At 71.1% G+C, this 11,934-nt stretch carries 13 protein-coding genes; 4 read left to right on the plus strand and 9 right to left on the minus strand.

Translation table 11 applies throughout. From position 1 onward, the window contains the following. Nucleotides 1-83: 83 nt before the first annotated feature. Genes AAFN86_RS16725 through secB form a run of 3 tightly spaced genes read right to left on the minus strand, consistent with a single transcriptional unit; the run spans nucleotide 84 to nucleotide 2,375 of the window. Nucleotides 84-728 (minus strand): HAD family phosphatase, encoded by a 645-nt coding sequence (locus AAFN86_RS16725; protein ID WP_347544500.1) that lies wholly within the window; start codon nucleotides 726-728, stop codon nucleotides 84-86. Next, nucleotides 725-1,807, minus strand: coding sequence for a ferrochelatase (gene hemH, locus AAFN86_RS16730; RefSeq protein ID WP_347544501.1), 1,083 nt, complete (start codon nucleotides 1,805-1,807; stop codon nucleotides 725-727). Before hemH ends, AAFN86_RS16725 begins: the two co-directional genes overlap by 4 nt. A 52-nt stretch (nucleotides 1,808-1,859) precedes the next feature. Next, entirely contained in the window at nucleotides 1,860-2,375 is a 516-nt protein-coding gene (gene secB, locus AAFN86_RS16735; RefSeq protein ID WP_347544502.1) for a protein-export chaperone SecB, read from the minus strand. Between the two features lie 181 nt (nucleotides 2,376-2,556). Here secB and AAFN86_RS16740 point away from each other — a divergent pair, with 181 nt between their 5' ends. Further along, entirely contained in the window at nucleotides 2,557-3,540 is a 984-nt protein-coding gene (locus AAFN86_RS16740; RefSeq protein ID WP_347544503.1) for a tripartite tricarboxylate transporter substrate binding protein, read from the plus strand. Nucleotides 3,541-3,910: 370 nt separating this feature from the next. Here AAFN86_RS16740 and AAFN86_RS16745 read toward each other — a convergent pair whose 3' ends face one another. The 6 genes from AAFN86_RS16745 to AAFN86_RS16770 form a co-directional block, all read right to left on the minus strand. After that, complete coding sequence (locus AAFN86_RS16745; RefSeq protein ID WP_347544504.1) at nucleotides 3,911-5,662, minus strand: LIC_10190 family membrane protein; 1,752 nt, start codon at nucleotides 5,660-5,662, stop codon at nucleotides 3,911-3,913. A gap of 67 nt (nucleotides 5,663-5,729) precedes the next feature. Then, entirely contained in the window at nucleotides 5,730-6,308 is a 579-nt protein-coding gene (locus AAFN86_RS16750; protein ID WP_347544505.1) for a GNAT family N-acetyltransferase, read from the minus strand. Nucleotides 6,309-6,316: 8 nt separating this feature from the next. Beyond that, a complete protein-coding gene (hisH, locus tag AAFN86_RS16755) occupies nucleotides 6,317-6,973 on the minus strand; it encodes an imidazole glycerol phosphate synthase subunit HisH (protein WP_347544506.1) in 657 nt (218 codons plus the stop codon). A gap of 11 nt (nucleotides 6,974-6,984) precedes the next feature. After that, entirely contained in the window at nucleotides 6,985-7,359 is a 375-nt protein-coding gene (locus AAFN86_RS16760; RefSeq protein ID WP_347544507.1) for a DUF2628 domain-containing protein, read from the minus strand. Between the two features lie 2 nt (nucleotides 7,360-7,361). Continuing rightward, nucleotides 7,362-7,976, minus strand: coding sequence for an imidazoleglycerol-phosphate dehydratase HisB (gene hisB / locus AAFN86_RS16765; RefSeq protein WP_347544508.1), 615 nt, complete (start codon nucleotides 7,974-7,976; stop codon nucleotides 7,362-7,364). A gap of 72 nt (nucleotides 7,977-8,048) precedes the next feature. Continuing rightward, nucleotides 8,049-8,423, minus strand: a complete 375-nt coding sequence (locus AAFN86_RS16770) for a PilZ domain-containing protein (protein WP_347544509.1) — start codon at nucleotides 8,421-8,423, stop codon at nucleotides 8,049-8,051. 192 nt (nucleotides 8,424-8,615) lie between these two features. Between AAFN86_RS16770 and hslV the strand changes: the two genes are divergently transcribed. The 3 genes from hslV (at nucleotide 8,616) to AAFN86_RS16785 (ending at nucleotide 11,818) form a co-directional block, all read left to right on the plus strand. After that, nucleotides 8,616-9,176, plus strand: coding sequence for an ATP-dependent protease subunit HslV (gene hslV, locus AAFN86_RS16775; protein ID WP_347544510.1), 561 nt, complete (start codon nucleotides 8,616-8,618; stop codon nucleotides 9,174-9,176). Nucleotides 9,177-9,338: 162 nt separating this feature from the next. Next, on the plus strand, nucleotides 9,339-10,664 hold the full coding sequence (gene hslU / locus AAFN86_RS16780) for an ATP-dependent protease ATPase subunit HslU (protein WP_347544511.1): 1,326 nt from the start codon (nucleotides 9,339-9,341) through the stop codon (nucleotides 10,662-10,664). A 365-nt stretch (nucleotides 10,665-11,029) separates the two neighbouring features. Beyond that, nucleotides 11,030-11,818 carry an FTR1 family protein gene (locus AAFN86_RS16785; RefSeq protein WP_347544512.1) on the plus strand — a complete coding sequence of 263 codons (789 nt, stop codon included), beginning with the start codon at nucleotides 11,030-11,032 and terminating at the stop codon, nucleotides 11,816-11,818. Nucleotides 11,819-11,934 lie beyond the last annotated feature (116 nt).

An 11,934-nucleotide genomic window follows, 5' to 3' on the forward strand; every position in this document is an offset into this window, starting at 1 on the left:
CTTCCGCTCACGCCTCCTGCTCCGTGCCTTTGTTTGATCGCGTGATACACGCCTCCGGTGAGTCCACCTGCGGCCATCACGCTCTAAATTCCCAAAAGCCCGTCCAGCTCCGCCATGCTCCCGAACGGCTCGGCCCCATGCACCGCCAGCACCCCGCGCGGCGTCTCATGCGCGAAGCCCAGCACGCGGCAGCCTGCGGCGATGCCGGCCCGCACGCCGGGCACGCTATCCTCGACCACCACGCAATCCTGCGGCGCCGCGCCGCAGGCCGCCGCCGCCGCCAGGTAGATGTCGGGATACGGCTTCGGCCGGTCGACATCCTCGAAGGAAAAGACGCGTTCGCCGAACACCGTCGCGAGGCCCAGGGCGCGCATCTTCGCCGCCAGCTCGGCGCGGGCGGAATTCGATGCAACGGCCACGGGGATGCCGGCCGCCGCGACGCGCCGCACGGCTTCGATCGCACCAGGCATGGCCGGCGTGCGCTCGGTCATCTCCAGCGCGAGCAGGGCCGAGATCTCCTGCGCCCAGCCCGGCGGCAACGGGCCGACGCGCGCCTCGATGCGCGGCACCATGTCCGGCAGGGCGAGGCCGAGGAAGGTCTCGCGCGACTGCACCGCGGTCATCGGCCAGCCGAGCGCGGTGAGCTGGTCCGCGACCAGCGCGTTCACCACCATCTCGCTGTCCGCCAGCACGCCGTCGCAGTCGAACAGCACGGCCCGCGGTGTCATGCGGCGGCGGCCGTCACGCGTGCGCGGGCATGCGGGCAGTCGCCGTGCTGCTTCGGGCATTGCCGCGCGCCGGCGAAGGAGCACAGTGCGCGGCCGGACCCCAGGGCGCCGCGCGCCAGCTCCGCCAGGGCAGCGATGAAGGCGGGGTCGCTGTTCTGCGCCGGCACGCGAAAATACCCCGGCACGCCGAGCTTCTCCGCCACCTCGCGGTATTCCACATCCAGTTCGACCAGGGTTTCCGAATGCTCGGACACGAAGGCGATCGGGCAGACCAGCAGCGCCACCTTGTCATGGGCGGCACGCTCGATCTCGGCCTCGGTGGACGGGCCGATCCAGACCTGCGGCGTCACGCGCGATTGATAGCAAACCGTGTGGTCCAGCCCGGCGATGTCGCCGAGGTCACCGACCACGGCGGCGACGGTCTGCTCGACCTGCCACTGATAGGGATCGCCAGCCTTGACGATGGTCTCGGGCAGGCCGTGGGCGGAAAACAGCACGCGCAGCGGAACATCGCCCGGCAGCGCGGCGCGGGCGCTGGCGTAGGCACCACGCACCAGCGCAGCGGTGGCCGCGGCGAAGCCGCCATGCGAATGCCAGCAGCACAGCGTGGTGGTCGGCACCGCGAGGCCGATGGCACGGCAGGCGTCGTCCCAGGCCGTGATGGAACTGCCCGTCGTGGTGGTCGAGAACTGCGGATACAGCGGCAGCAGCAGCACCTCGTCAGGCCCCCACGCCTGCACGGCGCGGGCGGCGGCGTCCGACAACGGATGCCAGTAGCGCATGGCAACGAAGCAGCGCGCTTCCATCGCCTGGTCGTCGGCCAGGGCGGCGTCCAGCGCGCGCCCCTGGTCCTCGGTCAGTTCCAGCAGCGGCGAACGGCCGCCGATGACGGCGTAATTCGCCTGCGCCGGCTTGGTCCGCCGCCAGGCGATGAAGCGGCCGAGCCAGGGTCGCACGAAGCCAGGCACCCGCAGGATGGCCGGGTCGGTGAACAGGTTGGTCAGGAAAGGCTGCACGCTTTCCGGGCGGTCGGGGCCGCCCAGGTTGAACAGCACGATGGCGACGCGGCGCTTGGTCATTATGTCGCCCCAGATGACGCGGGGGGTGCCCGCGTCAAGGCCGAGCCCTGCTTCAGGCGTTCGCCACCGGCACGTTGGACGGCTGGCCGCGCCGCGACTGCCACAGCTGCACGAAGTCGATCGGCGCCAGCAGTACCGGCGGGAAGCCGCCGTCGCGCGTGACATCCGCCAGGATGTTGCGGGCGAAGGGGAACAGCAGGCGCGGGCATTCCACCAGCAGCACCGGCTCCAGCATTTCGCCGGGCACGCCGTTCAGGGTGAAGATGCCGCAATAGACCAGCTCGGCGATGAAGGCGGTCTTGCCGTCGGTGGTCTTGGCGTCGCAGCGGATCTGCAGGGAGATCTCATAGGTCTCCTGCCCGTCCTGCAGGCGGCGCGCCTGGACGTCGAGCGCGATGTCGATGCGCGGCGCGTCGCGCATGTTGAGGTAGATCTCGGGCGCGCCCGGCACCTCGAAGGACAGGTCCTTGGTGAACTGAAGGTTCAGGACCACCGGGCCGGTGGCGGGGTTGGCACCCCCGTTGACGCCCCCATTGGAACCATTGGGCGGGATCGGCTGGTCGGACATGGCGGAGCCTCATGGTATCGGGCGCGCCGGGCGCGCCGGAAGGATGGCGGCGCGGTTAGCACGCGGGGCCAGGGGGGGCAAACAAAGCGGGCAAGGCGGCGTTTCATCTCGCGCCCGGCCCGGCCGTTGTCCTAGGCTTTGCCTCAACCGGCCGCAACGACGGCCAAGGGAGGACATGAGCATGCCGCCTTACACCCCGCGCCGCCGCGCCCTGTTCGGGACGGCCGCCGCCATCCTGGCCGCGCCGCGCCTCGCGGCCGCGCAGGACGCCTGGCCCAGCCGGACGGTCCGCTACATCAACCCCTATGCCGCCGGCGGCCCCACCGACACGCTGTCGCGCCAGATCTGCCAGAAGATGTCGGAGCTGTCGGGCCAGCAATTCGTCGTCGAGAACCGCACCGGCTCGGGCGGCCTGGTTGGCAACCAGGCGATCGCGCAATCGGCCCCGGACGGCTACACCATCGGCCTCGGCGGCATCGCCTCCCACGCCATATCGCCGACGCTGTACGCCCGCATGCCCTTCGACGCGCAGCGCGACTTCACCTTGGTCACCGGCATCTGGCAGTTGCCGAACCTGCTAGTGATCAACAACGATATCCCGGCGCGCTCGGTGCCGGAACTGATCGCCCTGCTGAAGGCGCGCCCGGGCCAATACTCCTATGGGTCCGCGGGCGCGGGCACCACGCTGCACATCGCCGGCGCGCTGTTCTGCGCCATGGCGGGGGTGGAGATGACGCATGTCCCCTATCGCGGCAGCGCCGCGGCCTATCCGGACATCATCGCCGGGCGGGTGCACATGATCTTCGACAACATCCCCGGCGCGCTGGCGCAGGCAAAGGAGAACCGGGTGCGCGCGCTCGGCGTCACCTCGGCCCAGCGCAGCCCGGTGGTGCCGGAATCGCCTTCGATCGCCGAGACGCTGCCGGGCTACGACATGTCGTCCTGGACCTGTATCTGCGGCCCGGCCGGCCTGCCGCCCGCCGTGGTGCAACGCATGTCGGCGCTGGCCCGCCGCGCCCTGGAATCGGATGATCTGAAACGCCAATACCTCGACCAGGGCGCGACCGCGTGGTGGACCACGCCGGAACAGATTGCCGATTTCCGCGCCTCAGAGGAACGGCGGTTGGCGCCGATCATCCGGGCGTCGGGCGCACGGGTGGACTGAAAGGGACGACGGGCCCGCCGGTTGGGGCGCACAGCGCCTGGCACCAGGGACGCGCAGGACCCCGGCGGGACGGTTCCCAGGACGACGCCCGACGCGAGCGCGGCCTGGTCAACCACGGCCGGCTGGACCGGGCCTTGCCGCCTCCGCCCGTGGCCATGCCCCCGCCCCTCAGGGCGCAACACCGTTGGAAACCGCGACCAGGTGCGATCCGTGAACGCAGCCCGGGCCCGGCGACGACGCCGCGCACCCATCCCGCGCACCATGTCCGCGCCCGGTGACGGTTTCCAAAGGCCCGCTGGCCTTTGGTGGGGTGGGTCCGGGAGAGGCAAGCCCCCTCCAAGCCTCACGCAGACGGGCGGCGCCCATGCCATCACGACGGATCGCGCACCATCCAGCTCCAGAGGAACGGCGTGGCGACCAGCCCGTCGCGCAGATTGGGCGTGCACAGCCGCGGCGCATCCCAGCATTGGCCACCGTCCCGCGGCACATGGATGGGGATGCCCGCCAGGTCGCCATGCCGGGCGACCGCGACCTCGGGAACAGTCACCGGCCGGGTGTCGAGCAGCCGGCGCAGCGGCTGGCCCGCCAGGGAGACCACTGTCGCCGCAGCCAGGGCCAATGCGGCGCCGGTGCGCCAGCGCGGCCGCGCCAGGATGGCGCACACCCCCGCAGCCGGGCTGCTGCCACCCCAGCCCACCGGCGCGGCCTGGGCGATGGCCAGCAGCAGCGGCAGCACCAGCCAGCCCTGCCCGTACCGCACCAGCGGCGCGGTGACGAACCAGAAGGCGATCCCCAGCACCGCGATCGCCTGCAGCAGCAGCATGTCCCGCCGGGCGGCGCGCGGCAGCAGGTCCGCCACGATCACCAGCCGCCGCCCCAGCAGCAGACGCGCCGCCAGCAGCACCAGGACGACGCCACCCAGCAGCAGGAACGTCACGCGCGATGGCTCCTGGTCCAGCCGCGCGATCCAGTCGGGGAACCATGACCAGTCCGCCAGCACGCGCTCTGGCGGTGCATCCGGCCGGCGCGCCCAGGCCCGCATCCAGTCCATGTCGGATTGCGCGACGGTGATGTTGATCCGCCAGGGCACCGGCAGGCAGGTCGATGGCTGCGGATAGGCGAGGCAGCCCGAGGTGGCGATGCCCTGCGCCAGCCAGGGCAGCCCGATCGCCAACGCGCCGCCGACACCCAGGCCGATATCCCGCCCGCCGATCCAGCCACGCCGCCAGGCCAGCAGCGGCAGCAGCATCAGCAACACAACCGGCAGCGCCGAGAGCTTGAGCGTGACCGCCAGCCCCACCACCACGGCCAGCAGCGCCGCCGTGCCGCCGCGTTCGGCCGCCGCATCGACGACCCCGCCCAGGTCCGACAGGCGCAGCGCCAGGTGGAAGGCATACAGCGCCATCAGCGCGCTCGGGATGTCGCTGTTCGGTGTGCCGGCCCAGACGCGCAGGATCAGCAGCGGCGTGAACAGCGCCAGCAGGACCGCCAGCAGGCCGAACAGGGTCGAGCGCAGCCCGGCGCCGTCGCCCCTCGACAGCGCGCGTTGCGCCACCGCCAGGATGACGAAGACCATCATCAGCGCATTGGTGGTGATGGCCCCGGCAAGCCCCGGCAGCCCGCCCGACAGCAGCGCGGCGGTGGGGAAGACCGACGAATTGTAGCCGAAGCGCATGTGGATGTTGGCGCTGCCCAGGATCAGCGGGAATTCCATCGCCTGGCGCACCGCCTGCAGATGATACAGCCCGGTGTCGAAATGCCCGGATGTCGAGCCCGGGATCATGGCGCCGAGCCTCAGGCAGGCCGCCACAAGCAGCACCAGCGTCGCCGCCATGCGCCAGCCGAAGGCCCCTGATTGCCGCGCCAGGCCGCGCCACTGCACCAGCAGCAGCCCGATCCCGGCGAGGCAGGCCGCCGCCGCCGGGACGCCGCCGAGCGGGACGAACACATGCAGCATGGTGGCGAGCAGGCCCAGCACCGCATAGCCGAGCAGGCCGAGATCCCCGACCGTGACCGCGCGCCCGAGGCCGGGGCGGAGCCGCTCGGCCAGCCGCAGCGCCGCCAGCCCGTAGCCGAGGCAAGCCATGGCGGCGAGCAGCACGAGCCCGCCGAACATCAGCATGGGATGATCACCCCCGCCTTCGCCCCGCCGCGACAAGCCGGCGCGGCGCCGCCTTTCGCCACCGCGATCAGGCCGCCCCGTCGATCAGCGTACCCGTGCTGCGCCCGCGTCCCGGTTCCAACGTCTTCATGTAGAAGCGCCCGGCCACCGTCTGGCCACGCACCCGGGCATAGAAGGGATGCGTGCCCCAATGCTGGTAGCCCAGCGTCTCGAACAGCGCGATGGCGGTGGATTGCGTCTCCCGCACATCGAGGTTGATGACGCGATGGCCCAGCGCGGCTGCGCGTTCCTCGACCTTCGACACCATCAGCCGCGCCAGGCCGAAGCCGCGCGCATAGGGCGCGATGTAGGCGTGGGTCAGCGTCGCCGCGAAGGCCTGGGCTTCGTTGTTGCGCGGCGGGCGGACCAGCAGGGCCGACCCGACCGCATGGCCATCCAGCCGGGCGACAAACAATTCGCGTTCCGGCACCAGCAGCACGCCGCGGAAATGGCGTTCCAGCGCCGCGCGGCCCTGGGGTTCCACCCAGCCGAAGCCGCCGCCCTCGATGATGGCGGCATCCGTCGCCTCGGCGAGGTCGGCGAGGTCAGCATCGGACAGGCGCTCGGCCCGTTCGACGGCGATGTCCCGCGGGGGCTGCACGGCCACGGATGCGTTCAAGGTTCCCACCGGAGGAAGTTGGCGAGCATGGCGAGCCCGATCGGGCCGCTTTTCTCGACGTGGAACTGGAGCCCGGCGAGGTTGCCGCGCGCAATGATCGCGGTCACCGGACCGCCGTAGTCGGTGGTGGCGATGACATCCTCCGCCTCTTCCGCCTCGAAGGCGTAGGAGTGAACGAAATACACCTGGTCGCCGGGCTTCACCCCGTCCAGCATCGGGTGGAAGCCTTCCTCGAAGGACAGCGCGTTCCAGCCCATCTGCGGCAGCGGCAGCGGCGCGCCGTCGATGCGCGGGTCCATCGGCGCCACCGTGCCCGGGATCCAGTCCAGCCCCGGCGTCTCGCCGTGTTCGAGCCCGCGCGTGCCCATCAGCTGCATGCCCACGCAGATGCCCAGGAACGGCACGCCATGGCCGCGCACCCGCTCCTCCAACGCATCCACCACGCCCGGCAGGGCATCGAGGCCGCGCCGGCAGGCGGCGAAGGCGCCCTGGCCGGGCAGCACGATGCGGTCGGCGATGCGCAGGTCGGAGGCGGCCGTCACAACCTTGACCACGGCGTCAATGTCATGGTCCTCGGCCGATTTCTCGAAGGCTCGGACCACCGAGGCCAGGTTGCCCGACCCCGGATCCACCACCGCCACGCGCTGCACCATCCCCGCCCCCTTCAGACTGCCGCATGGGCCAGATCGGGCCGCCAGGCCGCGAGTTGCAGGAACGCAGCATCGGCATCCCGCCCCATCACCACCGCCTCGGTCCGCCAGCCACGCAGGCCCAGCCACCAGCATTGCAGGGCGCGCGCCTCGAAGCCGATGAAAAGGTGCAGACCAAGCAGCAGGGGCGCCACGGCGGCCGGCGGCAGGGTGACGCCCAGCACCACCATCGCCGCCAGATAAAGCCCCGCCAGCGCGAACAGCCGATGCGCCAGGAACCAGGGCAGCGGGGCCAGCAGGGCGATCCACGCGAAGCCATCCCGCAGCAGCATGACCCGCGGCGGCGTGCCTTGTGCCGGCGGCCTGATCTGCACTGTCCAGACGCGCATGGTCAGGCCTCCAGCACCCCTTTGGTGGAGGGGATCGCGCCGCCCGCCCGCGGATCGGGCTCGACGGCCTGCCGCAGGGCACGCGCGGCGGCCTTGAAACAGGCCTCTGCTACGTGGTGCGCGTTGGTGCCCGCCTTCAAGGTTACGTGCATGGTGATGCCGGCGTTGAAGGCCAGGGCGCGGAAGAATTCCTCGAACAGCTCGGTGTCCATCTCGCCGACCTTGTCGCGGCCGAAGGGCACCGACCACGCCAGGAAGGGCCGGCCGGAGATGTCGATGGCGCATTCCGCCAGGGCTTCGTCCATCGGCAGCAGCGCGGCGCCATACCGACGAATGCCGCGCTTGTCGCCCAACGCCTTCCGCAGCGCCTGGCCGATGACGATGCCGACATCCTCGGCGGTGTGGTGGAAGTCGATATGCAGGTCGCCCTTGGCGGCGATGGTCATGTCCACCAGGGAATGACGCGCCAGCGCGGTCAGCATGTGGTCGAGGAAGCCGATCCCGGTCGCGATCTCGGCACGGCCCGACCCGTCCAGGTCCAGCGCGACGCGGATCGCGGTCTCGGCGGTCTCCCGGGTGATCTCGGCACGGCGCGGGGGGGCAACGTTTCCATCCATGGGGCGCTTCCTACGCCCCCCGCCCCCGGTCCCGCAATCGCCGCGGTCGGGCGATGGCGCCCGCGGCCTGCGTCAGCCCGGCGGGATGCGGTCCGGCGGGCCGCCCAGCAACCGGCGGAGCACCGAATCGGCCGCCGGCGAGAGCGCCTGGAAGGCCAGGTGCAGCCGACCGTCCGAGACCGCCGCGACGGTCACCGGCAGCAGGGCCGTATCGAGTATCAGCGCGCCGGCCGTGCCCGGCACGGCATCGATGCCCGTGTCGAACAGCGCCACGCCCCCCGCTGACAGGTCGAGCAGGTTCACGGCGATCCGGCGACCGGCCAGTTCCAGGATGCCGCCGCGGCGCAGCGGCACCCGTTCGTGGACCCGGCGGTCGCCGGCAGCGTGGCGAAGGGAAGCGGCCTGGGCCGGAAGCCCTGCCGGCGACGGCGCGATGATGGGCTGCATGGCGGTGCGGGCCTCGTGGGGTTCTGGGCTCCGTTCAGGAAAGCATTGCAAATCCTACCGAATGGTAACCGCGCAGGCGGGTCGTGCCGGGCGACGGGGCGCACCGAGGGTTGAACCGCCCCGGCGGCGTCACCGATCGACCAGCGCCCCCCGGTTGAGTCGTGGCACCGGCGCGCCCACATTCGGCGCACCATGACCTCCTCACAACATGATCCCCTCGGGTGGCACGGCACCACCATTTTGTGCGTGCGCAAGGATGGCCGCGTCGCCATGGCCGGCGACGGCCAGGTCTCGCTCGGCCAGACGGTGGTGAAGGGCAATGCGCGCAAGGTGCGCCGCATCGCCCAGGGCCGCGTCCTCTGCGGATTCGCCGGTGCCACCGCCGATGCCTTCACCCTGCTTGAACGGCTGGAGGCGAAGCTCGAGCGCTTCCCCGACCAGCTGGAGCGCGCCTGCGTCGAACTGGCGAAGGATTGGCGCACCGACCGCTACCTGCGCCGTCTCGAAGCCCTGCTGGCGGTGGCGGACAGCAAGCGCAGCCTGCTGCTGACCGGCCAGGGCGATGTGCTGGAACCGGAAGACGCCATCATCGGCATCGGCTCGGGCGGCAACTACGCATTGTCGGCCGCGCGCGCGCTGCTGCCGGTGGATGGCATCGATGCGGAGGAGATCTGCCGCCGCGCGATGAAGATCGCCGCCGACATCTGCGTCTACACCAACGGCAACATCGTTCTTGAAAGCCTGGAAGGCTGAGCGTGACGCCCACCACGGAGCGCGCCCGGATCGCGGCCTGCAGCGATCCGGGACCGCACAGCGCGACCGCGCCCAACCTGTCCGTCCCGCCCGGTGCGCCAGCGCACGGCGCGAAGCCAAGCCGGCCGGATGGCCGGCGCCCGGCGTCTGAGGGTTAAAACAATGTCCGAATCCATCAACCTGTCCCCGCGCGAGATCGTCTCCGAACTCGACCGCCACATCGTCGGCCAGCAGGACGCCAAGCGCGCCGTTGCCATCGCGCTGCGCAATCGTTGGCGCCGCCAGCAGCTGCCCGAAGGGCTGCGCGAGGAGGTGGTGCCGAAGAACATCCTGATGATCGGCCCGACCGGCGTCGGCAAGACCGAGATCGCGCGGCGCCTCGCCAAACTGGCGAATGCGCCCTTCCTGAAGGTGGAAGCGACCAAGTTCACCGAGGTCGGCTATGTCGGCCGCGACGTGGAATCGATCGTCCGCGACCTGGTGGAATCGTCCATCACCATGGCGCGCGAACAGGCGCGCCGTGGCGTGCAGGCCAAGGCGGAACTCGCCGCCGAGGAACGCCTGCTGTCCGCCCTGGTGGGCGAAGGAGCCTCCGGCGAGACGCGCATGAAGTTCCGCCGCATGCTGCGCGAAGGAACGATGGAAACCCGCGAGGTCGAGGTGCAGGTCGCCGATGCCGGCGGCGGCATGCCGATCGGCATGATGGACCTGCCAGGCCAGCAGGGCGTGCAGTTCCAGAACATGCAGGAAATGCTCGGCAAGATGTTCGGCGGGCGCCAGAAGCCGCGCAAGATGACGGTCGCCGAGGCGCGCATCGCCCTGGCCAAGGAGGAAGCCGACAAGCTGCTGGACCAGGATGCGCTGGTGCGCGACGCCGTCCACAATGCCGAGAACAACGGCATCGTTTTCCTCGACGAGATCGACAAGGTCTGCGCCCGCACCGGCGAAGGCGGCGTGCGCGGTGGCGATGTCTCTCGCGAAGGCGTGCAGCGCGACCTGCTGCCGCTGATCGAAGGCACCACCGTCACGACGAAGCATGGTCCGGTGAAGACCGACCACATCCTGTTCATCGCGTCCGGCGCCTTCCACCTGGCGAAGCCTTCGGACCTGCTGCCCGAATTGCAGGGCCGCCTGCCGATCCGCGTCGAACTCGCCGCCCTGACGCGCGATGATTTCCGCCGCATCCTGACCGAGCCGGAGCATTCCCTGCTCAAGCAATACACCGCGCTGCTCGGCACCGAGGGCGTGACGCTCGACTTCGAGGCCGATGCGGTGGACGCGCTCGCCGACCTCGCCGCCGAGATCAATGCGAGCGTCGAAAATATCGGCGCCCGGCGCCTCGCCACCGTGCTGGAGCGGCTGCTGGAGGATGTGTCCTTCACCGCATCGGACCGCGGCGGGGAAATGGTGCGCGTGGATGGCGCGATGGTGCGCGGGAAAGTCGCGCCCCTGGCCGGCAGCGCGGACCTGTCGCGCTTCATACTGTGATCGGGTGAGGCCGCAGGCCGGCGGACCCGGGTTACGGGCCTGCCGCGGGGCTTGCGGCCTCCCGACGTCAGCGGATCGCGCCTCGCCGGAATCGGTCGGACGCGTGACGATGCCCGGTCGGGCCAAGGGTGACAGCGGCCGGCGTGATCACGGTCCAACGCCACCCGCCCTGATGATGGGGGCGCAGGGCGCGGACAGTGGATCGGGAGGCGATGCGCCCCCGGCGCGCTGTCCCGGCCGGATTGCGGAGGCGAAGGCGAACCGAGGCCATTGCCGCCGGAACGGATGAAGCAGGTTTCACGCGACGGGCCGGCGCGTTTCCGGCATAAATTGCGAACGCTTCGCAACCGCGACAGGTACGCGCCATGTCCGCTCACGCCTTCGATGCCGGCCTGATCCTGTTCCGCGAGGGGATGGAAGCCATCCTCGTCCTCGCGGCGCTCGCCGCCTTCCTGCAACGCGCGGCGCCGGAACAGGGGCGCGCGCTCGGCTTCGGCGCCATCGCCGGCGTGGCCGCAAGCCTGATCGCCGCAGCCGCCTTCATGGCCTGGCGCGACGGCGCCCATGATGATCGCCTCGAAGGCGTGGTTTGCCTGCTGGCCGCCGGGCTGATGCTGTGGACCGGCGGCTGGCTAGCCAGGCGGTCCGACCCACGCGCCTGGACCGCGGAACTGCGCCGCAAGACCGAAGCGGCGATGGCCGCCCCGCGCGTCGGCCTGGCCGTGGCGGCAATCGGCTTCCTCGCGGTGTTCCGCGAAGGGGCGGAAACGGTGCTGTTCCTCGCTGCCCTGCTGGGCGACGCGCCATCCCCCGCCGCGCTGCTGCCCGGGATGGCGGTGGCGGCCGCGCTGCTCGCGGCGCTGTGGTTCGCATTGACGCGGCTTGCGCTGAAACTGCCGCTGCGGCCGCTGTTCCTCGGCACCTCGGTGTTCCTGCTGGTCATGGCTGCCCGGCTGGCCGCCGCGGCGGTGCAGGAATTCCAGGAACAGGCCATGCTGCCGCTCGACCCGTTCGACCTCCCTCGCTGGGCGGCGACCATCGGCCTGCCGGACAATCTGGAACAGGCCGCGGCGATGGCACTGGTGGCGGTGCTGGCGATCCCGGCGCTGCTGGCCGGGTTGCGCGGGGGCAGTGGGCGGGCGGCGGCGGCCTAAAGGGTCGGCGGGCGCCGCCCCCGATCCTGCCCGAGATCGACGCGCCGCTCGCGCTTGTGTTCCTGGAGCGTGATGGTCGCAGGTGCGAATGCACCGGAGGTCTGAATCACCCGATC

This window comes from Roseomonas sp. CAU 1739, assembly GCF_039839775.1.
Lineage (GTDB): Bacteria > Pseudomonadota > Alphaproteobacteria > Acetobacterales > Acetobacteraceae > Neoroseomonas.

What these genes read in the sequence shown, in the direction of transcription:
- AAFN86_RS16725 (WP_347544500.1), bottom strand. Translation starts at nt 728, where the DNA reads ATGACACCGCGGGCCGTGCTGTTCGACTGCGACGGCGTGCTGGCGGAC.
- hemH (WP_347544501.1), bottom strand. Translation starts at nt 1,807, where the DNA reads ATGACCAAGCGCCGCGTCGCCATCGTGCTGTTCAACCTGGGCGGCCCC.
- secB (WP_347544502.1), bottom strand. Translation starts at nt 2,375, where the DNA reads ATGTCCGACCAGCCGATCCCGCCCAATGGTTCCAATGGGGGCGTCAAC.
- AAFN86_RS16740 (WP_347544503.1), top strand. Translation starts at nt 2,557, where the DNA reads ATGCCGCCTTACACCCCGCGCCGCCGCGCCCTGTTCGGGACGGCCGCC.
- AAFN86_RS16745 (WP_347544504.1), bottom strand. Translation starts at nt 5,662, where the DNA reads ATGCTGATGTTCGGCGGGCTCGTGCTGCTCGCCGCCATGGCTTGCCTC.
- hisH (WP_347544506.1), bottom strand. Translation starts at nt 6,973, where the DNA reads ATGGTGCAGCGCGTGGCGGTGGTGGATCCGGGGTCGGGCAACCTGGCC.
- AAFN86_RS16760 (WP_347544507.1), bottom strand. Translation starts at nt 7,359, where the DNA reads ATGCGCGTCTGGACAGTGCAGATCAGGCCGCCGGCACAAGGCACGCCG.
- hisB (WP_347544508.1), bottom strand. Translation starts at nt 7,976, where the DNA reads ATGGATGGAAACGTTGCCCCCCCGCGCCGTGCCGAGATCACCCGGGAG.
- AAFN86_RS16770 (WP_347544509.1), bottom strand. Translation starts at nt 8,423, where the DNA reads ATGCAGCCCATCATCGCGCCGTCGCCGGCAGGGCTTCCGGCCCAGGCC.
- hslV (WP_347544510.1), top strand. Translation starts at nt 8,616, where the DNA reads ATGACCTCCTCACAACATGATCCCCTCGGGTGGCACGGCACCACCATT.
- hslU (WP_347544511.1), top strand. Translation starts at nt 9,339, where the DNA reads ATGTCCGAATCCATCAACCTGTCCCCGCGCGAGATCGTCTCCGAACTC.
- AAFN86_RS16785 (WP_347544512.1), top strand. Translation starts at nt 11,030, where the DNA reads ATGTCCGCTCACGCCTTCGATGCCGGCCTGATCCTGTTCCGCGAGGGG.